Below are 20,123 nucleotides of genomic sequence, written 5' to 3' on the forward strand. Positions count from 1 at the left end.
TCTCCTCTATATGGGGGGGTTGCCGTGCTTACGGGAGGGCAGCGAGGCGTGCTTGGCGCGGAGCATGGCCAGGGCGCGGACCAGCGCGGAGCGGGTGTCGGCGGGGTCGATCACATCGTCGACGAGGCCGCGTTCCGCCGCGTAGTAGGGGTGCATCAGCTCGGACTTGTACTCCTTGACCAGTTGCGCCCGGGTGGCCTCCGGATCGTCGGCCGCCTGGATCTGCCGCCGGAAGACCACGTTGGCCGCGCCCTCGGCGCCCATCACGGCGATCTCGTTGGTCGGCCAGGCCAGCGATATGTCCGTGCCGATGGAGCGGGAGTCCATCACGATGTACGCGCCGCCGTACGCCTTGCGCAGGATCACCTGCACCCGCGGGACCGTGGCGTTGCAGTACGCGTACAGGAGTTTGGCACCGTGCCGGATGATCCCGCCGTGCTCCTGGTCGACCCCGGGGAGGAAGCCGGGCACGTCGACCAGGGTGACCAGCGGGATGTTGAAGGCGTCGCACATCTGGACGAAGCGCGCGGCCTTCTCCGAGGAGTGGATGTCGAGCACCCCCGCGAAGGACTGCGGCTGGTTGGCGACGACACCGACCACCTGGCCGTCGAGCCGGGCGAGGACCGTGATGACACTGGTGGCCCAGCGCTCGTGCACCTCCATGTACTCGCCGTCGTCGACGAGTTCGGCGATCACCTCGTGCATGTCGTACGGGCGGCTGCCGTCGAGCGGCACCAGCTCCAGCAGCCGTTCGCACCGCCGGTCGGCCGGGTCCTGCGCTCGTGCGGCCGGTGGCGTCTCACGGTTGTTGGCCGGCAGCAGGGAGAGCAGGTAGCGGACCTCGGCGAGGCAGGTCTCCTCGTCGTCGTAGGCGAAGTGCGCCACTCCAGAGGTCTCGGCGTGCACGTCGGCTCCACCGAGGCCGTTCTGGGTGATCTCCTCCCCGGTGACCGCGCGCACCACGTCGGGGCCGGTGATGAACATCTGCGAGGTGTCCCGGACCATGAACACGAAGTCGGTCAGCGCCGGACTGTAGGCCGCGCCGCCCGCGCACGGGCCGAGCATCACGCTGATCTGCGGAATCACGCCCGAGGCCCTGGTGTTGCGCTGGAAGATGCCGCCGTAGCCCGCCAGGGCCGAGACGCCTTCCTGGATACGGGCGCCGGCGCCGTCGTTGAGGGAGACCAGGGGGGCTCCGGCGGCGATCGCGAGGTCCATCACCTTGTGGATCTTCGTGGCGTGGGCCTCGCCGAGCGCGCCGCCGAAGATCCGGAAGTCGTGGGCGAAGGCGAAGACCGTACGCCCCTCGACCGTGCCCCAGCCGGTCACCACCCCGTCGGTGTGCGGCCTCTTGGCCTCCAGGCCGAAACCCGTGGCCCGGTGTCTGCGCAGCTGCTCGATCTCGGTGAAGGACCCCTCGTCGAAGAGGAGCGCGAGTCGCTCGCGCGCGGTCAGTTTCCCTTTGGCGTGCTGGGCCTGCGTGGCCCGGGCGACGCCTTCGAGTACCTCGTCGCGGATCAGCGCGAGCTCGCCCACCCGGTCGTGCATCGTCATGGCCAACTCCTCATGTGGTCCGGCTGGTTCGTGCGGCGACGAAGTCGCACAGCGCGTAGAGCGCGCGGCGCGCGGGCAGCGAGGGCAGGACGCCGACCGCGGCGACGGCCGCGGCCAGCCACCCGTGCAGGGCCGCCTCTGCCCGCCGGGTGGCGGGGGCGGTGCGCAACAGCTCCCGGGCCCGCCTCCGGTCCGCTCCGGCCGGCGCGCCGCCCGTGAGCAGGCGGCGCAGTTCCGCGCCGCGCGCGGTGGTGTCGGACCGGGCGATCAGCACGGGCAGGCCGGGGGCCCCGGAGAACGGGTCGTGGTCGGGCGCGTCGCCGGTGTCCGGGGCCGGCGGGGTCGAAACGAGCAGGTCGTCGGCGATCCGGAGGGCGACACCGAGGTGTTCCCCGTAGTCGATCAGGGCCCGGGCACACCGGTCGGGGGCACCGGCCTGCAGCGCTCCCATGCCCAGGGACAGGGCGAGCAGCGCGGCGGTCCGGCCCGCGGTCACCTCGAAGTAGTGGGCGACGGGATCCTCCCCGGGGGCCGGCCCGGCGAGTTGACGCAGCTGTCCCGCCGCGAGGCGGCCAACGGTCTGCGCGCTGAGTTGCAGGGCGTGCGTGCCGAGAGCGGCGGCGAGCTGGGCGGAGCGGGCCAGCAGCCAGTCGGTGCCGGGCGTCGCGCTGCGGTGCGCGTCGGCGGCCGAGGAGAGGTGCAGCAGCTCGACCATGACGGCCGCCTCGGTCACCCCTTCCCGCCACGACTCACCGAACTCGGCGCCGAGCAGGACGAGAAGGGGACGCAGCCGCCCTTCGTCCGCCCCGGCGAGACGGTCCGACAGTTCGGCGGCGACGCCCGGCTCGGGAGCACCGAGCACGCAGTCCCGCAGTCGTTCCTCGGCCACGTCCAAAGACTCACCCACACGCGACTCGAACTCGGGTGATTCCAGGCCGAGCAGTCCCAGGAGGCCGGAATGATGCCGGGTCGGCCCGGACATCGCGGTCGCGCGCATGTGAATGAGCCTCCTTTTCCTCGCCCGAATAGGGGCGATCCATGGCGACTCTGGCAGCCCGCCCGACTTTCCTCCAACAGGGGTGACATGAAGGTGCCAACCCTTCGCCACCTCGACTCGCCGTCAAATTGCGGCCATTACTCTCCAGATCGAAGAACCGCGTCCCGAGAAAGAGAATTCAGAAATGCGATACATGCGATTCGCCTCCGCCACGCTCGCCGCAGTCGGTCTCGTTTCCGTCCTCGGCGGTTCGGCGACCGCCGCGCCCGCGACCGGACAGGACACCGCACAGTCGTGCGGCACCGTCAAGCTCTCCGGGTCGCTCCCGGTGCCCCCGGCCGGAATGTCCGTACAGCAGACGGTCACCATCGGTGAGGACTGCGAGCCGCAACCGGGGCCCGTTCGCTACGTTCCGGTCTCCGCCACCGCCAAGTCCGGTGCGCCGGCCGTCGCGGCCGCCTCGACCAGTCGTCGGATCCGCAGCTGGAACGAGATGTACGACTGCTGCAACATCCGGATGACCGGCCTGTACTCGACCGCCGACTGGAGCGCCGCCAACGGCCGGATCAGCACGGCCACCACCACCGCGACCCAGGAGTGGAACCGTGAGCCCTGGGACGCCGGCTGGTCGCTGAAGTCCGCCACCGACAAGCAGGACTGCGCCACCGGCTGTTCCGTCGTCAACCACGAGGCCGCCGCGGACTTCACGTACAAGGGCGTCTTCGACCCCACCGGCGACTGGTACGCCAACGCCCACCACTCGCATGTGAAGCTCAACGCGGACGCGACCGCCACCTGCACCTTCGACGTCGAGCTCAAGCACACCTTCGTCGGATGGAACTGGCAGCGAGGCTGCGAGTGACCGGACCGAGGACGCCCGGCGGGGTCAGTGCCAGACGACGCGCACGGAAGGGTCGAGGATCCAGCCCGCCACCTCGTCCATGCCGGTGACCCGCGTTCCCGCGCGCAGCGGGGCCTTGTCCATGCCTCGTTGCGCCAACGAGAAACGGTCGGCGGCCAGGGTCCCGCCCTCCTTCTGGAACCGGTCGAGATCGGCGTCGCTCTCCGGGACGGCCAGCACCACGCCCTCCTCCACCAGGAGGAACACCACCGGGTTCCCCATGAGCACCTGAGTGACGGCATCCTGCCGGAAACCGTCCGGCTCGCCGTCGTGCCCCCGGCTCTCGACGAGGAGCAGCCACGGAACGTCCCCTCGGGGCTGCTCCCGTTCCGCCGTCACGTCCCCACGGCCTTGCCCTCGATGAGGGGCACACCCGTCGCCATGCCGGAAGCGTTCATGAGCGCTCGGTTCCTTCCACTATGGCGACGGCGTTGATACCGCCGAGCCCGAAAGCGTTGAGCTGCGCCACGTTCAGCCGCTGCCCGTCGCTCGCCCGGCCGGTGACGAAGCGGAACGGCACGGCCTGGCCCGCCCGGTCGCCCGCAACGGCGGTCGGCGGCACCCGTCCCTGGTTCAGGGCGCGGATCCCCACGATCAGGCTGAGCAGACCGGAGGCTCCGGAGGGCTGTCCGGTCGTCGACTTCACGGCGGTCATCAGCGGGGCCGACGCGGCGTCGCCGAGGACGGTGGCGAGCGCGAAGGCCTCCGCCGTCGTCGTCTCCGAGGGCCCCCTGCCGTCCAGCATCACGAGGTCGACATCGGACGCCTTCACTCCGGCGAGTCGGTGTGCGGAGCGCATGACCGCGGCGATTCCGTCCGCCGAGAGCGCGGTGGGCCCGTGGTCGTCACAGTCGAACGCCACGCCCCGCAGACGGCCGTGGACCCGGGCCGCCGGGCAGTCTGCCCGGCGCAACACGATCGCGGCGGCGCCGTCCCCCAGGGAGACGCACCGGCCGTCCCCGCCCAAGGGGCGGGCCCGTTCGAGCGGCGAGTCCGGCAGGGACTCGGTCGCCACGTCGACACCGGCGACGATCACCGTGTCCAGAGCGTCGTCGCCCTCCTGGCCCAGCAGGTCGAAGGCGAGCGCCAGCGCGTACAGCGACGCCGAGCAGGCGTTCGCGAAGGTGTGGGTGACCTCGACGCCGAAGCGCTCGCGCAGCGCGGTGCCGAAGTCGAGGCCGGAGTCGGCGAAGGGGGATCCGTCCCGCCACCACAGCTCCAGGGGGCGCGGCTCCCGCACTCCGGTGCCGACCAGGACCGGAACGCCGCTCAGATCCTCTCCGAGGTCGGCGTCCGCCGCGGCCTGGCCGACCGCGTCGAGCAGCAGCCGGGTGGCACGGCCCGCCACGTCCGCGCCCGGGGCCGGCCGGTCGTACACCGCGTGGCCGTACGGGGCAGGGAACGGGGACCGGTCGAAGCCCCGGAGTTCCGCCTGGCCGCCCCCTCCCATACAGAGGCTCTCGAAGAGTTCGTCGACGTCTGACCCGGTGGCCGCCACAGCACCCATCCCGACGATGGGACGGCTCACCGGCTCGGCACGCACAGCAGTGGACACGCCTGTTCCCCTTTGCGGATCGGTCGGCCCCGACGGACCGGCGGACGGCTCGGACTCCATGCTGTGGGGGGCTCGGCACCCCCACAACGAAGCGGACACGTTGCTGCCAGCCACGGCAGGAACTACCGCGTTCGCGCCCATGGAGCGGTGCCGGATTCCACCAGCGTGTCCCCGAGTTCGCCCGCCGCGTCGACCACCGCGCCGAGCAGCAGCCGGCCCGGTGTCGCGGGCATACGGGGCTGCGCTCCGGTGAGGGCCAGGGCGGCCACCACCCGTTTCCCCTTGGCGCGTACCGGCACCGCGATCGACACGGCCCCGGGCACCATCGCGTCGGGGCCGTGCGACCAGCCGCGGCGCCGCACGAGGGAGAGCTGCGCGGCGGTGAAACGGGCGCTGCGGAGCCCCTCGTAGAGTTCCTCGGGCTCCTCCCAGGCGAGCAGGATCTGGGCGACCGGGCCGGCCTTGAGCGAGCGTGCCGTGCCGACCGGCACATCCTCTCTGCCCCCGGTGGCGTCGGCGGCGGTGGCGACACAGATCTGCTGGGCACCACGGCGCCGGAAGAGCCGAGCGTCGAGGCCGGTCAGCGTCTGCAGGTCGGCCAGTACCGGCGAGGCCGCCTTGACCAGGTGGTCGCGCTGCACCTCGACGGCCATGTTCCCCAGCCTCGGGCCGAGGACGAAACGTCCCCGGAAGTCCCGGGCGAGCAGCCCGAGGCTCTCCATCCCGAGTGCGATCCGGTGCACGGTCGGACGGGCGAACCCGCTGCCGGCGACCAGCTCCGCCAGAGACGCCGGGCCCTTCTCCACGAGGTCGAGGAGGGTCGAGGCCTTGTCGAGCACTCCGATCCCGCTGACCCTTTTCGGCTGCCGGGTCGCGACTGTCACCGTTCACTCACCGGTCGGGCGGGAACAGCTTCGGGGCTGTCCACGGAGACGACCTCGACGTCCCGGTCGATGCGGCGGATCAGCCCGGCCAGGGTCCGCCCCGGGCCCAGTTCGACGAGCCGGCGGCAGCCGAGCCGACGGGTCAGGGTGTGCACGCTCTCCTCCCACAGCACCGGGGAGGTGAGCTGCCGGACGCAGAGCGTCGGCCAGTCGCCGTCGGCCGAGTACGCCACCGCGTCGACGTTGGCCACCACCGGCAGATGCGCGGGGGCGAAGGACGCCTCCCCCAGCGCACGGGTCAGCGCGTCGGCGGCGGGGGCCATGTACGGGCTGTGGAAGGCTCCACCGACCCGGAGGTCGAGCATCCTTCCCCCGATCGACGCGGCTCGTCCCGCCACCTCCGCGAGCGCGTCGGGCGCCCCGGAAACCACCGTCTGCCCAGGGGCGTTGACATTGGCGACCCACACCTGGCCGCCCTCGGCACGAATCTCGCGCACGAGGGCCTCCACCTCTGCCAGGGGCGCCGCCACCACCACGCCCATCGTGCCCTCGCGGGCCAGCGCCGCCTCGCGCATGGCACGTCCCCGGGCGGCGACCAGGGCCGCGGCGCCGCCGACCGTGAGGGCGCCGGCCACGACGAGGGCCGCGTACTCGCCGAGGCTGTGTCCCGCGCAGGCCACGACGGGACCGCCGAGTGCGTCGCCGCGCACGGCTTCGGCGTGGGCGATCAACGAGACGGTGAACACACTGAGCTGGGCGAGATCGGTGCGTCGAAGGTACTCGCCGGGAGTGTGCAGGAGCAGTTCGGAGAGGTCCTCCCCCGTGGCGGCGGAGACTTCCGCGGTGAGCTCCCAGGACGGGGTGTCTCGCCAGGGCTCGCCCATTCCCTGTTTCTGTGTTCCCTGCCCGGGAAACACCAGGCCGACCGGTACGTGATTCATGAACCCGCCTTCCGCACGACGCTCATCGAGGGGCACGCGCGGCCGGCCACCTGGGCTCAGGTGACCGGCCTCGTGCACCGACGGCTCAACGGGGGTACCGGCCGTCGGGGAAGGGGCCCGCCATCCGGACGGATCCCCCGTTCCTGACGCCTCATACAAGTGGGCCGTGCGAGCGGGCGGCAACGGACCTTTCAGGAAATTGCCAGCGGGCCTCCGCGTTCCGTACCCGGTCCGGCCGCGGGTGGCAGCAATCCCAGCTCGGCTGCGCGGACCCCCGCCTGGAAGCGGGAATTCGCACCGAGCAGGGTCATGATCTCCGCGACATGGCGCCGGTAGGTACGGACGGAGACGGTCAGTTCACGTGCCGCCACCTCGTCCGTGACTCCGGCCTGGAGCGCACCGAGTATCTGCCGGGCGAGCTCCGCCCGGTAGTGGTCCCCGAAGACCGTGCGCTCGCCTGCGGGCACGGCACGCACCCACACGCTCTCGAAGAGCGTCTGCAGCGTGTTGAGGACTTCCGGCACCCGGATCACCGACGCCCGGCGGCCGACCGCCGAATCGGCCGTCACCAGCGCGGAACTGCCGTCCACGATCATCGCCTGCAGCGGGGGGACCCGAGCGATCCGGATGGCCACGGGCCGTTCCCTGTCCAGTTGTTCGCGCACGTAGTCCTCGTCGAGGAGGGCGGGACTGGACAGCAGCCGAACGCCCACGCCCTCACGCGCACCGTAGATCAGTTCCCGCTCCGTGCGTGCGGACCGTTCGTCGGCGCCGAGCCGGCGTGCGTGCACGATGTCGATGCTCCGGGAGGCGCCCGAAATGAGCTTCTCCGCCTCGTCGAGCACGGCGTCGTAGCCGCTCTCGATGCCGGTGATCAGACCTTCCTGGAGACTTCGGTCCCTGTGCAGGGCGACCGTCGACTCGATCAGCGCCCTGACCTGGAGCAGGGCATGCTCCAGCTCGTCGCCTCCCCCGTTGGACACGTAGTGTTCCACCACCTTGGCTCTTGGCGTTGAGCGCCGACGGGCGGGCCCTCGTACGGGACGGCTCCGCTCCTACGGCTCTCCTGGTCGGTCTCGCTCGTTACTCCGAAAGCAGTCCGAACTCCACGGCCCGGACTCCGGCCTGGAAGCGGGAGTGCGCGTCGAGTTCGCGCATGATCTCCGCGACGTAACGCCGATACGTCCGAAGGGACACATTGAGTTCGCGCGCTGCCGTCTCGTCGGTGTTGCCCGCGCGCAGCCGCTCCAGGATGTTCCTGGCGAGTTCGGTGCGGAGCCGGGGGCTCAGCTGGAGATGGTCGGCGAGCCTCCGGCCGCGGGACCAGGCACCGGCGAAGAGCAGTTCGAGGGCGCGCACCGCGGCGGCGTCGTTCACGATGGCGGCCTGGCCTCCAGCTCCCTCCGCTCCCCGCACCAGTGCGGCCACGCCGTCGACCACCAGCGTCTCGCGCAGCTCGCTCTCCGACACCCGCACCTCGAGCCGGCTGTCGGCGAGCTGGGCCAGTCGGGCCAGCGAGGAGTGCGTCGCCTCCGCCGTGCACAGGATCCGCACGGCCGCCCGGTCCGAGATCCTGGTCAGCGACCGCACCACGACGTCGGCGAATTCGCCGGTCTCGGTCAGCGCGACGCACACCGTGTGCCGGGTCCGGCCGATGAGCGACTCGAGCGCGCGGCCGATCGGCACCCCGCCCGTTCGCGCCACCGGAGTCGGCAACCCCGAGCGCTGCCGGTGCAGCAGGACGGTGGAATCGATCAACGCACCCGCCTGCAGCAGCGCTTCTTCCAGCCCGGCGGAGTAATCGGCTGTGGGCGACTCCTCGGCCCCGCCGGTGCCCCCTGGTGCAACTAATCCATCCGACATCAAGCTCCCCCTATAGCGGCACCGGGTCCCACTCCCGCACGGCTCTTGCCGGTCACGAGCGTCACAGGCTCGCCCCATAAATCTGATGGCTACAACTGTTTATCGGTCAATTAACTTTACAGCCATAAGGAGCCGACCGGATTCTCTCCGACAGTAGTTCGAGTGATCACATTCAGTCAACCGGGCCTCATCAGTTACTCCCGTTAGGGGCCTTGTCAGCAAACTGCCCGCATACCCCGGAAGCGGCAGCTCATCTTCCCTTTTCATGATGTTACCGCAGCGTAACTTTCACTGTACGTGATGCGACTGGCCGCTAGCGGCCAGTCGTCCCACAGGGCGGGCATAGTCCCCCCTATGTTTCCGGCGTGACCACGCTTCGTGCACACACACCACCGACCAGAAAATACCGGGCAGACAACGTATTCCTGCCCAGGTCGGCGCCGCGCGTCACATAGCACCCGAAATTCCGGCCTTTTCGTAATGCCTGTGGGAATTACTGTCGAACAGCCGGGCAATTTCGGTCGCCTCAGGCCATCCCCGTGTACCCGCAGTCGCGCTCCCCGGGGGCGCGTCACGCACGCCCCGCTCACGGCACGTCCCAGTTCGCACCTCGTCGACGCGCGGGCCCCCATGCCCGACGCGCCATCAGGAATGGAGACCAACGTGAACACCCCACCTCAGCAGAGCATCACCGACCTTCTCCTGCACGCCGCACAGCACCACTCCGACTCCGGCATCCGCTACTGCCTCGGAGGCGCCGCCGCCGCATTCCAGGACCAGAGCCACCCGGAGCTCCTCGACGACGCCCTGCGGGTGCTGTCCGGACTGCGCGCCCAGGGCCTGCGCCCACAGGACAAGGTCGTCCTGATCCTGGAGCGGCCCAGGGAGTTCCTCACCGCGTTCTGGGCCTCGGTGCTCGGCGGCTTCGTGCCGTGCCCCATGGTGCCGCTGCGCGGCGACCCCGAGCGATGGGCTGCCCAGCTGACCCACGTCAACACCCTGCTCGACCGCCCCCTGGTGATCACCAGCGAATCCCTGAGCAGGGAACTGCCGCCGGTGGACGGGCTCGCGGTCGCCCCGCTCGACCGTCTGTACACCGAGGAACGCGCCGAGCCGTACACCGCCGCGCCCGCGGACACCGCGCTGCTCGTGCTGACCTCGGGCTCGACCGGGAACTCCAAGGCCGTTGTGCTCAGCCACGCCAATCTGCTGGCCTCCATGGCGGGGAAGAACGGCCACCACCGGCTCACCGCCGAGGACACCACCCTGAACTGGGTCTCCTTCGACCATGTGGCCGCCCTCCTCGAATGCCATCTGCTCCCACTGTCGACCGGCAGCCGCCAGCTGCATGTGGAACCCCCGGTGGTCCTGGGTGAGCCGCTGGAGTTCCTACGGCTCGCCTCCCGGCACGGCGTGACCATGACCTTCACACCCAACTTCCTTCTGAGCCAGCTGAGTTCGGCGGCGGAGCAGCTGCGCGACAGCGGGGAGCACCTCGACCTGACCCGGCTGCGGCACATCATCAGCGGCGGCGAGGCCGTGGTCCGCACCACCGGCGAGGCCTTCCTCGACCACTTCGCACCCTACGGACTGGCCCCCGACGCGCTGTGGCCCGCCTTCGGGATGACCGAGACCTGCGCCGGCAGCGTGTACTCCCGCAAGGCCTTCCCGGAGGTGGACCGGGGCAGCGAGTTCGCCTCCCTGGGCACCCCGGTGCGCGGCCTGCGCATCCGGGTCGCCGACAGCGACGACCGTGAGCTGCCCGCGGGCGAGGTGGGCGAACTCCAGCTCAGCGGCCCCATGGTCACCCGCGGCTATTACAACAACCCCACGGCCACCGCGGACGCGTTCACCGCCGACGGCTGGTTCCGCAGCGGGGACCTGGGCCGGATCGACGCCGGACGGCTCTCTCTGGTCGGCCGCAGCAAGGACAGCATCATCGTCAACGGCGTCAACTACTTCAGCCATGAGATCGAGACCTCCATAGAACAACTGCCCGGCGTCACCGGGTCCTACGTGGCCGCCTTCCCGACCCGCTCGGCGGGCGCCGACACCGAGGAACTGGTGATCGCCTTTCACCCGGAGGTCCCCGATGACGACGAGGTCGCGCTGCACCAGGTGCTCTCCGCCGTACGCAGCAGCGTCGTGATGCACTGGGGCTTCCGGCCCTCCCTCATCCTGCCCCTGCCGAAGGACGCCTTCCCCAAGACCAGCCTCGGCAAGATCCAGCGCGCTCTGATGCGCCGACGCCTCGAAGCGGGCGCGTACGACACCCAGAAGCGTGCCGTCGCCGACCTCACGGTGCGCATGCTGGGCGGTTACATCGCGCCCGAGAGCGACACCGAGCGGGTGCTGTGCGAGATCTTCGCCGAGATCCTCGACACCGATCCCGGCTCGGTCAGCGCCCGCGCCAACTTCTTCGATCTCGGCGGTACCTCGCTCGACATCCTCCGCCTGCGCAGCAAGGTGGCCGGGCGTCTCGGCGTCACCGGCCTGGAGATCATCACCGTGCTCAGGGCTCCCACGGTTCGCGCACTCGCCACGCGGCTCACCGAACAGGCCGCGCCCGGCACCCGCCCCTACGACCCGATCGTGCCGATGCAGACCAGCGGCACCAAGACTCCCCTGTTCTGCGTCCACCCCGGCGTCGGCGAGGTCCTCGTCTTCGTCAACCTGGCCAAGTACTTCGTGGGCGACCGGCCGTTCTACGCCCTGCGCGCTCGCGGATTCAACGAGGGCGAGAAGCCCTTCGTCACCTTCGAGCAGATGGTCGACTGCTATGTGGACGCCGTCCGCGCACGGCAACCGCACGGCCCCTACGCACTCGCCGGCTACTCCTACGGTGGCGCCGTGGCCTTCGAAATGGCCAAGGCGCTGCGCGCCCAGGGCGAGCGCGTCGACTTCGTCGGCAGTTTCAACCTGCCGCCGAACATCAAGTACCGCATGGACGAACTCGACTTCGCCGAGACCGCGGTCAACCTGGCGTTCTTCCTGGCCCTCATCGACCGCGAGCAGGCCCTGGAACTGCCCGGCCGGCTCCGCCATCTGCCCGCGGAGGAGCAGGTCGCCCGCCTCATGGATCTCGCCCCGCGCGAACGGCTGGCCGAACTCGACCTGGACCACGAGAAGTTCGGGAACTGGGCGGAGCTCGCCAACTCACTGACCGACCTGGGTCGCTCCTACCGGCCGAGCGGAACGGTGCCGTCGATGAACGTCTTCTACGCGATCCCCCTGCGCGGAACCAAGGAGGACTGGCTCAACAACGAGCTGCGCCGCTGGGACGAGCACACCACCGGGCCCAACCGCTACATCGAGGTGCCCGGCGAGCACTACACGCTGATGAGCCCCCAGCACGTGCCGTCCTTCCAAGCGATCCTGCGCCGCGAGCTCGACCGCGCCCTGGCCGACGCCGACCGCACCGCCGGCCGCACCGCCGACACCACGACAGCGACGGAGAGATCATGCTGACCGGAAAGAAGATCCTGGTCACCGGCGGTACCGGACAGGTCGCCCGGCCGGTGGCGGAAGCACTCGCCGAGCACAACGACGTCTGGTGTCTCGGCAGGTTCGGCACCCCCGGCGTCGAACAGGAGCTCAACGAGAAGTCCATCACCACATGGCACTGGGACATGGAGGACCTCTCCCCCGACACGCTCAAGGGCCTGCCCGAGGACTTCACCCACGTCATCCACTCAGCCGTGCGCCGGGGCGAAGACGGGGACTTCAACACGACCACCGAGGTCAACGCGGTGGCGACCGGCCGCCTCATGACACACTGCCGCACCGCCGAGGCGTTCCTGTACGTCTCCACCGGCGCCCTGTACGCGCGGCAGTCCCTCGACCACGCGTACACCGAGGACGACCCGGTGGACGGGGTCGCCGACTGGCTGCCCGCCTACCCCGTCGGAAAGATCGCGACCGAGGGTGCGGTGCGCGCCTTCAGCCAGGTGCTCGGCCTGCCCACGACGATCGCCCGGCTCAACATCGCGTACGGTCCCGGCGGTTACGGCGGTGTGCCGACGCTGTACTTCAGGCGGATGCTCGCGGGCGAGGCGATTCCCGTGCCGCTGACCGGCCAGAACTGGTGCTCGTTGCTGTACACCGACGACCTCGTCGCCCAGGTTCCTCATTTGTGGCGAGCGGCGGCGACCCCGGCGACGCTGGTCAACTGGGGCGGCGACGAAGCGGTCGGGATCACCGACTGCGTGCGGTTCATGTCCGAGCTGACGGGCGTGGAAGCCACGTTGCTCCCGAGCGGGATCACCCGGGAGACCTACCACTTCGACCCGACGCGACGCCGTACGCTGACCGGCCCCTGCGCCGTCTCCTGGCAGGACGGCATCAGCCGCACCCTCGAAACCCACTTCCCCCAGCACGTCCGCCGGCCCGCCCACCCCTGAGGAGACCCCGATGTCCGTGTCCGACTCGCCCAACCTCGAACTCGTCCGGGCCGCTTACGACGCCTTCCACCGCCGGGACCCGGACGCCCTCCTCGACGTCCTCGCGCCGGACGTGCGCTGGGTCCACCCCGACGGCATGTCCACCTACGACCTGGGCGGGACCGCGCACGGCCACGCCGGTGTCAGGGGGTTCCTGGCCCGGGTGCCCACCGTCCTGAACGGGATGCGGCTCGAACCGCACGAGTTCGTCGAGTCGGGCGACCGTGTCGTGGTGTTCGGCGTACGCCACGTGACGTCGGTGCGCGGCCACACCGAGCGGTTGAAGTTCGTCCACTCATGGACGCTGCGCGAGGGGAAGGCCGCCGTCATGGAGGACATCTTCGACACCGTCCTCTTCCACCGGCTCATCGAGAGCTGACCGTCACGACGGCCTGAGCGAGTCCTTCGACTGTCGGCCGACCTCCGAGAGGACGGCCGAGACGGCGGGACTCGACAGGGCGCCCCGGCGCACGACGAGGGACACGTGCCGGGTCAGCGGGGGGCCGTCGAGGGTGACCCTGCGCACCGGGTAGCCGGGCCGGTCGGGGACCAGATCAGGCATCAGGGAGACCCCCCAGCCCAGGGAGACCAGGCCCAGGGTGGCCTGCAGGTCGGGAGTCCGGGCCACCACGTCGGGGGCGAAGCCCGCCGCGGCACAGGCGTGCAGGGTGAGTCTGCCGAGCCCGGAGTCCGGATCGAGGGCCCAGGGGCAGTCGGCGTAGCCGGCGAGGGTGTCCGGCAGCGGCCCGCGGCTCCAGTCGCCGGGGGCCGCTCCCTCGGGAGCGATGACGAGACGTACCTGGTCCTCGATCACCTGCTCCTCGTACAGCCCCGGGATCGGTGGTTCGGGTACCCGGTCATAGCCGACCGCGAGGACCAGGTCGACCTGTCCGAGCCGGACCGCCTCCCGGCAGTTGCCCGCGGGGAGACCCCGCAGAGTGATCCTGAGCTCGGGATGTGCCTCGCGGACCCGGGTCAGCGCGGGGATCAGCAGGGCGGGGCCGTCGTGGAACGGCACGCCCACCCGGAGCTCTCCGCGGACCCGGCCGGTCGCGGCGATCAGGTCGGCCTCCGCCGTCTCCAGACCGGCGAGGATGCGCTCGGTGTGCTCGACGAGGAGCCGCCCGGCCGCGGTCAGAGCGGCTCGCCTGCTGCGCCGGTCCAGCAACGCGGTACCGGTCTCCGCCTCCAGCGCGGACAGCTGCTGCGACACCGCCGAGCGCGTGTAGTTGAGGGCCTCGGCCGCCGCGGCGATCGACCCGCGCGCCTGCACCTCCCGCAGCAGCACCAGTTTCCGTATGCCAAGCACCATTCGTACCGTCTGTTCCCTTAACGTCGGCCGTCACCGACTTTTACGCCAAGCGAGGGGACTCTTGGGCGAGTTGACCGATTGAATGAGCTACCCGCACACCTCCGTCCCGTCGAAGAGAGGTCGCCCGGCATGCCCACTTTGCTCCACCTCGACTGCAGTGCCCGCCCCGAATCCGTCTCCCGGCAGATTTCGGCGGAGTTCGCGGTGGCCTGGCGCTCGGCCCACCCGGAAGGCAGGCACATCCATCGTGACCTGGCCGCCACGCCCGTACGCCATGTCGACGCGGCGCAGATCGAGGTGGTCACCCGGCTCGAGACGGCGGGCACGGTCGATCTGGACGAGGCGCGCCAGGCGGCTCGGACCGCCAAGGAGCGCGAGAGCTGGCGGCACAGCTGGGAGCTGATCGACGAACTCCTCGCCTGTGACGTGCTGCTGATCTCGCTGCCGATGTACAACTTCTCCGTCCCCTCCACCTTCAAGGCGTGGTTCGACCGGGTCGCCGTCCCGCCGCTGATCGTGGACTCGCAGACCGGCAAGGGCCCCCTGTCCGGGCGGCGGACCGTGGTGGCGACGGCGCGCGGGGGGAGCTACGGACCGGGTTCGCCGCGCCACGGGGACGATTTCCAGGAGCCCTATCTGCGGGCCGCGTTCCGCATGGTGGGACTCGCCGACGAACTGCACTTCCTGCACGCCGAGATGACGAAGTCCGGCTTCGTTCCCGAGCTGGCCTCCTACCGGAAGACCGCTGTCGGCTCCCTCAAGCTGGCGGTGGAGCGCGCCCGCGAGATCGCGCGCGGCTGACCCGTCGACGTCCTGGGCCGCCCCTGGAGCTATGCGGTCCGGGTGGCCACGAAGTCGCAGAGCGCGTCGAGAGCCCGCCGCGGCGGGCCCGACGGCAGCGTGGCCAGCGCGGAACGCGCCCTGGCGAGCCGCTCGTCCATGATGCTGCCGGCCCGTCCCATGGCTTCGGACCGCTGGAGCAGGGCGAGCGCCCTGAGGTGCCGCTCACCCCGTAACCCACCGGGGTCGGACAGCAGGGCGCGCAGTTCGTCGTCGCCGGGCCACGCGTCGTCGAGCACCAGCAGGACAGGAAGGCCGGCCACTCCGACCGCGAGGTCTTTGCCCTGCTCCTTGCCGAGGTCCGCGGACGGCGAGGCGATGTCGATCAGGTCGTCGGATATCTGGAAGGCCACGCCGAGGTGCTCGCCGTACTCCGCGAGCGCCTCACCCACGTGGGCGGGTGCGCCGGCCTGGGCCGCGCCGAGCCGCAGGGAGAGGGAGAGCAGGGACGCCGACTTGTCGGCGATCACATCGAAGTAGTGGGGCAGGCGCTCCTCGGGGAGAGCCGGGCCGACGAGTTCCCGCAACTGGCCCTGGACGAGACGTTCCGAGGCCTCTGCCTGGACCGGGACCGCCTCGGAGGTCAGTCCGGCCGACAGCTGGGCGGCCTTGGCGAGCAGCCAGTTGCCCGACCTGACCGCGACGGTGTTGCCCCAGCGGGCGTTGACACTGGTCACACCGTGGCGGATGAGGGCCTCGTCCATGACGTCGTCGTGGTGGAGCGAGGCGGTGTGGATGAGTTCGGCGACCACGGCCGCCTCGACGACGCCCACGGCCCTCGGAGTGCCGAACTCCGCGCCGAGCAGGGTGAGCAGCGGCCGCAAACGCTTGCCGCCGGCCGCGATCAGATGGCCGACGACCTCGGACAGGCGCGGGTCGTCCGCCTCACGCACGCACTCATGGAGCCGGGTCTCCACTTCCTCCAGACCCCGCTGCATGCGACGTTCCCAGGCTCGGTCCCGTACGGCGAGCCGCGTGATGATCGACCGGCCTCGCACCCTCGCAGTCAGCGCGGACATCCACTTCCCCTTCGAGTCGTGGCCCTCGGCCGACGGCTTTCCACACCGGAGCGTAGGAACGTGTCCCCGTACGGCGACAGGCATTCCCGCACGTTTGTCCGCAATCGGACACGGGCAGCGCATCTGTGGCAGCAACCTGCAGGAGAGGTCCCGCAGACGGTCGCCGTGTACTAGCCGCCCACCACTGGGATCGTGCGATGGTGGGCAGCCGCTTCAACTCCCGACCCTCCCCTCACGCTTGGGAGCCCCCCATGTTGCGCGGTATAGACGTCAGTTCGTACCAGTCCTCCCACTACGGCACCGACGGCCTCTCCTTCGTCTTCATCAAGGCGACGGAGGGGCGGTCGTACGTGAACCCCAGACTCGCCGCCCAGACGAAGACGGGCCGGGACGCCGGTCTGGTCGTCGGCTTCTACCACTTCCTGTGGCCGGGCGACATCACGGCCCAGGCGGAGTACTTCGTCGGCAAGGCCCCCGAGCGTGCGGGCGACATCCTCGCCGTCGACTGGGAGACGACCGGCGAGGGGACGCACGCGAGCAACGCGGAGAAGGACCGCTTCATCCGGAAGCTGAAGCAACTGCGGCCGAGGAACCGGGTGGTGCTCTACTGCAACCGGCACTACTGGCTGAACGTCGACGACACCTCGTACGCGGGCGACGGCCTGTGGATCGCCGACTACGTCGGCGCGGGCAAGCCCCGTATCAAGGCGAAGTGGCGCTTCCACCAGTACACCGACGAGCCGCACGACAAGAACGTGGCCGACTTCGCGAGCGAGGAGGCGCTGCGTGCGTGGGCAAAGGTGAGCTGACCGTCGTACGGGGTCCGTCAGCCGCCGTCCGTCGCCAGGAGGAAGAGCACCGCGCCCGTGACGACGACGACCGAGGCGAGCAGGGTGTGGATCCGGGCCCTGCGCAGGGCCCGGCGCACCTGCCAGGCGTGGACGAGTTCCAGCAGGGCCCGGCGGCGCGCGGTCGCGTGGGCGGCGTTGGCGCGGGCGTCGGCCAGGCCCCGGGAGAGTCCGGCGCGTCGCTCCTCGTCGCGTTCCCGGGCGAGCAGGGCCGCGAGCCTCACCGCGACATCGGTGTGCTCGCGGCAGGCGGCCTCCAGTTGGCCGACGGTACGGCCGAAGGGGCCGAAGAAGGTCTCGGGCGCCGCGTCGATCTCCGCCCGGAGGTCGGCCAGCGCGGGGCCGGCGAGCGACCGCAGCGTGGCGAACCGGGGCGTCAGGACCTCGCCGGTCGACCACAGCGCCCAGGCCACCCCGGCCACCGCCACGACGAGCCCGCCGACGGCGAGCAGGACGTCGGCCGTGCCGTGGATCTTCCCGACGGCCGTCAGCGGGAAGCCGCCCAGGAGCAGTCCGCCGACGGCGCCGGTGGTCGCGACGGACCAGCGGGCCGTGGCCCGCATGTCGGCGACGGCAGCCTGCGCGGCACCGGAGACCGGCTGGTCGTAGGGCTGGTCGAGGGGCTGCTCACCGGCGACGGGTGAGCTCACGTCCGTTCCGGCTCCGCGTCCGGGTCCTCACCCCGGAACAGGTGGTCCGAGCCGTCGTCGGGGAGTTGCTCGTACCGCTGCCAGCGGGTGCCGTCGTACCGCTCCACCTCGTTGTCGGCGTTGAGCCTGATGCTGCCCGCCTCCGGCTGTTCCTCGGGTGCCATGCGCGACCTTCCCTTCAGTCCTCTGTGCAGGAGTTGGTGTAGTACACGTCGACTCGCACCGCGTCGTAGTGGCGGCTGTTGTCGCCCAGGGGGTCGCCGTCCCAGAAGGGGCGGGTGCCGACGTTCCCGCCGCAGAACAGCGTCGGCGCCTTCTTCAGCAGGGCCGCGTTGGTGTGGCGGGCCAGGATGCGGGCGTTCTCCTCGAAGTGGGGGGCGCCGCCGAAGGTGATCAGCATGCCGACCTTGCGGCCCTTGCCACTGCGGGCGACCTCCTTCGCCACGGCGGCGGTGACCTTGGCGGCGTCGGCGGACGTGAGTGCCTTGCGCTGCCCGGCGCGGGCGGTGGACTGCGAGGAGAGGGCGACACCGACCGTGTGGTACTTCGGATCGATGCCGCCGGCCACCGCCTTCCCGCCCGGCGCGTCCGACGCGGGCGCGGAGCCGGTGGGGCGCGTCGGCGGTTCCTTCTTCTCGGGGGGTGCGGGCGGCAGCAGCCCCAGGACCAGGACGAACAGCACGAGGAAGAGGTCCGCGAAGAGCCAGCCGGCGAGGTGGCGGGGGGCGGTCGCCGAGCGTTCCTCGGGCTCCGGCCACGCGTCGCCCTCCCCCTGACCGCCTTCGTGGTCCTCGTACGACTCCTCCCAGGCGCGCCCGGCCGGAGCGCTCACTGGCCGCTCCCGTCGCCGTACCACTGGTCGGTGTCCGAGGAGCCCCGTTCGCCTCGGCCGACGCCTGTCGTGGGGTCGGGGGCAGGGTCCTGGGCCGGGTCCCGCTCCGGCCACTCCGTGGGCTCCGGGTCGGGCTCCTCGGCCGTCATGCGGGCGTCGGCGGGGTCCCGGCCCGCCGCGGGCGCGGTCCTGCCCTCGTCGTGTTCGTGCAGGTGGTCGAAGGCGTCGTCGCCCATCGGGTCGTAGAACCCGGAGGGCCCCGAGGTGGGTCCCGCCGACGGTGGGGGCGTCCAGTTGGGGTCGAGCCGGTAGATCGTGTTCTCCATGGCGGCCAGGTACATGTCCAGCTTCTGGGTGCGCTCGACGAACACCAGCATGGCCTCGCGGACCTGTCGGGTCCCCTCCAGGACCACCTCGGCCACCCGCACATGCGCCTGGTCGGAGTCCCGGGAGGTCTCGGTCGCCTCGTTCAGTTCGGCGAGCAGCTCCGCGAGGGCACGGCGGGTGGCCTCCTCGTCCGCGCTGAGGGACTTGCGCATCGCGGCGAACTCCTGGATGAGCTGGTGCGGAACGGTCAGGGACCTGCCCATCCGTTCCAGGGCGCCGGCCGACGACGTCCAGCCCTCCAGCGCCTTGGTGAAGCCGGATTCCGGGCCGGGGTCGAAGATCTTGCCCAACCGCTCGGTGGCCTCGTGCAGGATCAGGGTGAGCCGGTCGGTGGCGCCGCTGATCTCTCCGGCGGCGCGGACGAGTCGACCGGTGGGTACGGCCGCCGCCTGGGCGCCGGTCGTCGTCGACAGCTCGAAGGTGATCAGTGCCAGTTGTTCGCCCACCGACCGGCGTAACTCGGCGCGGGAGGAACGCTGCTGGGCCTGCAGGCGCAGCCAGTGCAGGGCGACGGTGAGGGTCACCACCACCAATATGAGCGCCACGACCAACAGCACGGCGGTCCCGCCGAAGTCGTCGGCCCACAGCGTGAGGAAGTTGGCGCCCTCCTTGTACTGCTTGAGCGCGGAGTACAGCGAGAGCCAGGTCACGACGATCGGCGCGAAGACGCACACGTCCCGGATCACGCCCAGCCAGCCCAGGATCTGTCGGCCCGGTTGCGGGGCGTCGGGCACCAGCAGGTGCGGCGGGTAGACGCGGATGAGGTCGAGGCCGATGAGGGCGCGGCCGCCGGCGACGGCGTCGTCGGCCACCCGTTTCAGCACCACGCGACCGGTGACGCTGGGGGATCGCAGGGCGAGCTTCGCCAACTGCGCTCCCGCCGCGCGCAGTTCCGGTGTCGCGCTCGGCGGGGCCGCCGCCCCGGGCGGCTGCGGCGGGACTGTGTTCGTGGTCACCGTGTGCCTTTCGTTTTCGTGACTCCGGTTCCTGAGTCCGGTTTCCCGAGTCCGGTTTCGTGAGCCCGTTCGTGGGTCCGGTTTCGTGAGCCCGGTCGTGATTCCGGTTCGTGAGCCCGGTCGTGGTTCCGGATTCGTGAGCCCG

Annotated in this window: 20 protein-coding genes; 6 read left to right on the top strand and 14 right to left on the bottom strand. The window is 70.8% G+C overall.

What is annotated here, in order from left to right:
• Nucleotides 1–6: 6 nt before the first annotated feature.
• Both AC067M_RS21025 and AC067M_RS21030 read right to left on the bottom strand, forming a co-directional pair.
• Complete coding sequence (locus AC067M_RS21025; RefSeq protein WP_478698521.1) at nt 7–1,554, bottom strand: acyl-CoA carboxylase subunit beta; 1,548 nt, start codon at nt 1,552–1,554, stop codon at nt 7–9.
• Nucleotides 1,555–1,564: 10 nt separating this feature from the next.
• Nucleotides 1,565–2,551, bottom strand: coding sequence for a polyprenyl synthetase family protein (locus AC067M_RS21030; protein ID WP_478698522.1), 987 nt, complete (start codon nt 2,549–2,551; stop codon nt 1,565–1,567).
• Between the two features lie 184 nt (nt 2,552–2,735).
• Here AC067M_RS21030 and AC067M_RS21035 point away from each other — a divergent pair, with 184 nt between their 5' ends.
• Nucleotides 2,736–3,413 carry a hypothetical protein gene (locus AC067M_RS21035; RefSeq protein WP_478698523.1) on the top strand — a complete coding sequence of 226 codons (678 nt, stop codon included), beginning with the start codon at nt 2,736–2,738 and terminating at the stop codon, nt 3,411–3,413.
• Nucleotides 3,414–3,437: 24 nt separating this feature from the next.
• On the opposite strand, the gene AC067M_RS21040 is transcribed toward AC067M_RS21035, so the two are convergent.
• The 6 genes from AC067M_RS21040 to AC067M_RS21065 all read right to left on the bottom strand — a co-directional run bounded on the left by AC067M_RS21040 (nt 3,438) and on the right by AC067M_RS21065 (nt 8,695).
• Nucleotides 3,438–3,791 (bottom strand): hypothetical protein, encoded by a 354-nt coding sequence (locus AC067M_RS21040; RefSeq protein WP_478698524.1) that lies wholly within the window; start codon nt 3,789–3,791, stop codon nt 3,438–3,440.
• Between the two features lie 55 nt (nt 3,792–3,846).
• Nucleotides 3,847–5,007, bottom strand: a complete 1,161-nt coding sequence (locus tag AC067M_RS21045; RefSeq protein ID WP_478698525.1) for a beta-ketoacyl synthase N-terminal-like domain-containing protein — start codon at nt 5,005–5,007, stop codon at nt 3,847–3,849.
• A gap of 122 nt (nt 5,008–5,129) precedes the next feature.
• Nucleotides 5,130–5,891, bottom strand: a complete 762-nt coding sequence (locus tag AC067M_RS21050) for an IclR family transcriptional regulator (protein ID WP_478698526.1) — start codon at nt 5,889–5,891, stop codon at nt 5,130–5,132.
• A complete protein-coding gene (locus tag AC067M_RS21055; RefSeq protein WP_478698527.1) occupies nt 5,888–6,832 on the bottom strand; it encodes an ACP S-malonyltransferase in 945 nt (314 codons plus the stop codon). The genes AC067M_RS21050 and AC067M_RS21055 overlap by 4 nt, the downstream gene beginning before the upstream one ends.
• A 191-nt stretch (nt 6,833–7,023) precedes the next feature.
• Complete coding sequence (locus AC067M_RS21060) at nt 7,024–7,815, bottom strand: LuxR family transcriptional regulator (protein WP_478698528.1); 792 nt, start codon at nt 7,813–7,815, stop codon at nt 7,024–7,026.
• Between the two features lie 100 nt (nt 7,816–7,915).
• Nucleotides 7,916–8,695: a helix-turn-helix transcriptional regulator gene (locus tag AC067M_RS21065; RefSeq protein ID WP_478698529.1), complete on the bottom strand. Its 780-nt coding sequence runs from the start codon at nt 8,693–8,695 to the stop codon at nt 7,916–7,918.
• A 630-nt stretch (nt 8,696–9,325) separates the two neighbouring features.
• Here AC067M_RS21065 and AC067M_RS21070 point away from each other — a divergent pair.
• Genes AC067M_RS21070 through AC067M_RS21080 form a run of 3 tightly spaced genes read left to right on the top strand, consistent with a single transcriptional unit; the run spans nt 9,326 to nt 13,513 of the window.
• Complete coding sequence (locus AC067M_RS21070) at nt 9,326–12,163, top strand: alpha/beta fold hydrolase (protein ID WP_478698530.1); 2,838 nt, start codon at nt 9,326–9,328, stop codon at nt 12,161–12,163.
• Nucleotides 12,157–13,095 (top strand): NAD-dependent epimerase/dehydratase family protein, encoded by a 939-nt coding sequence (locus AC067M_RS21075; protein WP_478698531.1) that lies wholly within the window; start codon nt 12,157–12,159, stop codon nt 13,093–13,095. Before AC067M_RS21070 ends, AC067M_RS21075 begins: the two co-directional genes overlap by 7 nt.
• Before the next feature lie 10 nt (nt 13,096–13,105).
• Entirely contained in the window at nt 13,106–13,513 is a 408-nt protein-coding gene (locus AC067M_RS21080) for a nuclear transport factor 2 family protein (protein ID WP_478698532.1), read from the top strand.
• A 3-nt stretch (nt 13,514–13,516) separates the two neighbouring features.
• On the opposite strand, the gene AC067M_RS21085 is transcribed toward AC067M_RS21080, so the two are convergent.
• Nucleotides 13,517–14,446: a LysR family transcriptional regulator gene (locus tag AC067M_RS21085; RefSeq protein WP_478698533.1), complete on the bottom strand. Its 930-nt coding sequence runs from the start codon at nt 14,444–14,446 to the stop codon at nt 13,517–13,519.
• A 129-nt stretch (nt 14,447–14,575) separates the two neighbouring features.
• Between AC067M_RS21085 and AC067M_RS21090 the strand changes: the two genes are divergently transcribed.
• Nucleotides 14,576–15,247 (top strand): FMN-dependent NADH-azoreductase, encoded by a 672-nt coding sequence (locus AC067M_RS21090; protein ID WP_478698534.1) that lies wholly within the window; start codon nt 14,576–14,578, stop codon nt 15,245–15,247.
• A gap of 29 nt (nt 15,248–15,276) precedes the next feature.
• On the opposite strand, the gene AC067M_RS21095 is transcribed toward AC067M_RS21090, so the two are convergent.
• Nucleotides 15,277–16,305, bottom strand: a complete 1,029-nt coding sequence (locus AC067M_RS21095) for a polyprenyl synthetase family protein (protein WP_478698535.1) — start codon at nt 16,303–16,305, stop codon at nt 15,277–15,279.
• A 251-nt stretch (nt 16,306–16,556) separates the two neighbouring features.
• Here AC067M_RS21095 and AC067M_RS21100 point away from each other — a divergent pair, with 251 nt between their 5' ends.
• Nucleotides 16,557–17,114: a glycoside hydrolase family 25 protein gene (locus AC067M_RS21100; protein ID WP_478698536.1), complete on the top strand. Its 558-nt coding sequence runs from the start codon at nt 16,557–16,559 to the stop codon at nt 17,112–17,114.
• A gap of 17 nt (nt 17,115–17,131) precedes the next feature.
• Here AC067M_RS21100 and AC067M_RS21105 read toward each other — a convergent pair whose 3' ends face one another.
• The 4 genes from AC067M_RS21105 to AC067M_RS21120 are packed head-to-tail and all read right to left on the bottom strand — an operon-like array spanning nt 17,132 to nt 19,978.
• Nucleotides 17,132–17,803 (bottom strand): hypothetical protein, encoded by a 672-nt coding sequence (locus AC067M_RS21105; RefSeq protein ID WP_478698537.1) that lies wholly within the window; start codon nt 17,801–17,803, stop codon nt 17,132–17,134.
• Nucleotides 17,800–17,967, bottom strand: coding sequence for a hypothetical protein (locus AC067M_RS21110; protein ID WP_478698538.1), 168 nt, complete (start codon nt 17,965–17,967; stop codon nt 17,800–17,802). The genes AC067M_RS21105 and AC067M_RS21110 overlap by 4 nt, the downstream gene beginning before the upstream one ends.
• A gap of 14 nt (nt 17,968–17,981) precedes the next feature.
• Nucleotides 17,982–18,635 carry a hypothetical protein gene (locus AC067M_RS21115; protein ID WP_478698539.1) on the bottom strand — a complete coding sequence of 218 codons (654 nt, stop codon included), beginning with the start codon at nt 18,633–18,635 and terminating at the stop codon, nt 17,982–17,984.
• Entirely contained in the window at nt 18,632–19,978 is a 1,347-nt protein-coding gene (locus AC067M_RS21120) for a hypothetical protein (RefSeq protein ID WP_478698540.1), read from the bottom strand. Before AC067M_RS21120 ends, AC067M_RS21115 begins: the two co-directional genes overlap by 4 nt.
• Nucleotides 19,979–20,123: the final 145 nt, after the last annotated feature.

It is taken from the genome of Streptomyces sp. NPDC043427 (genome assembly GCF_056436655.1).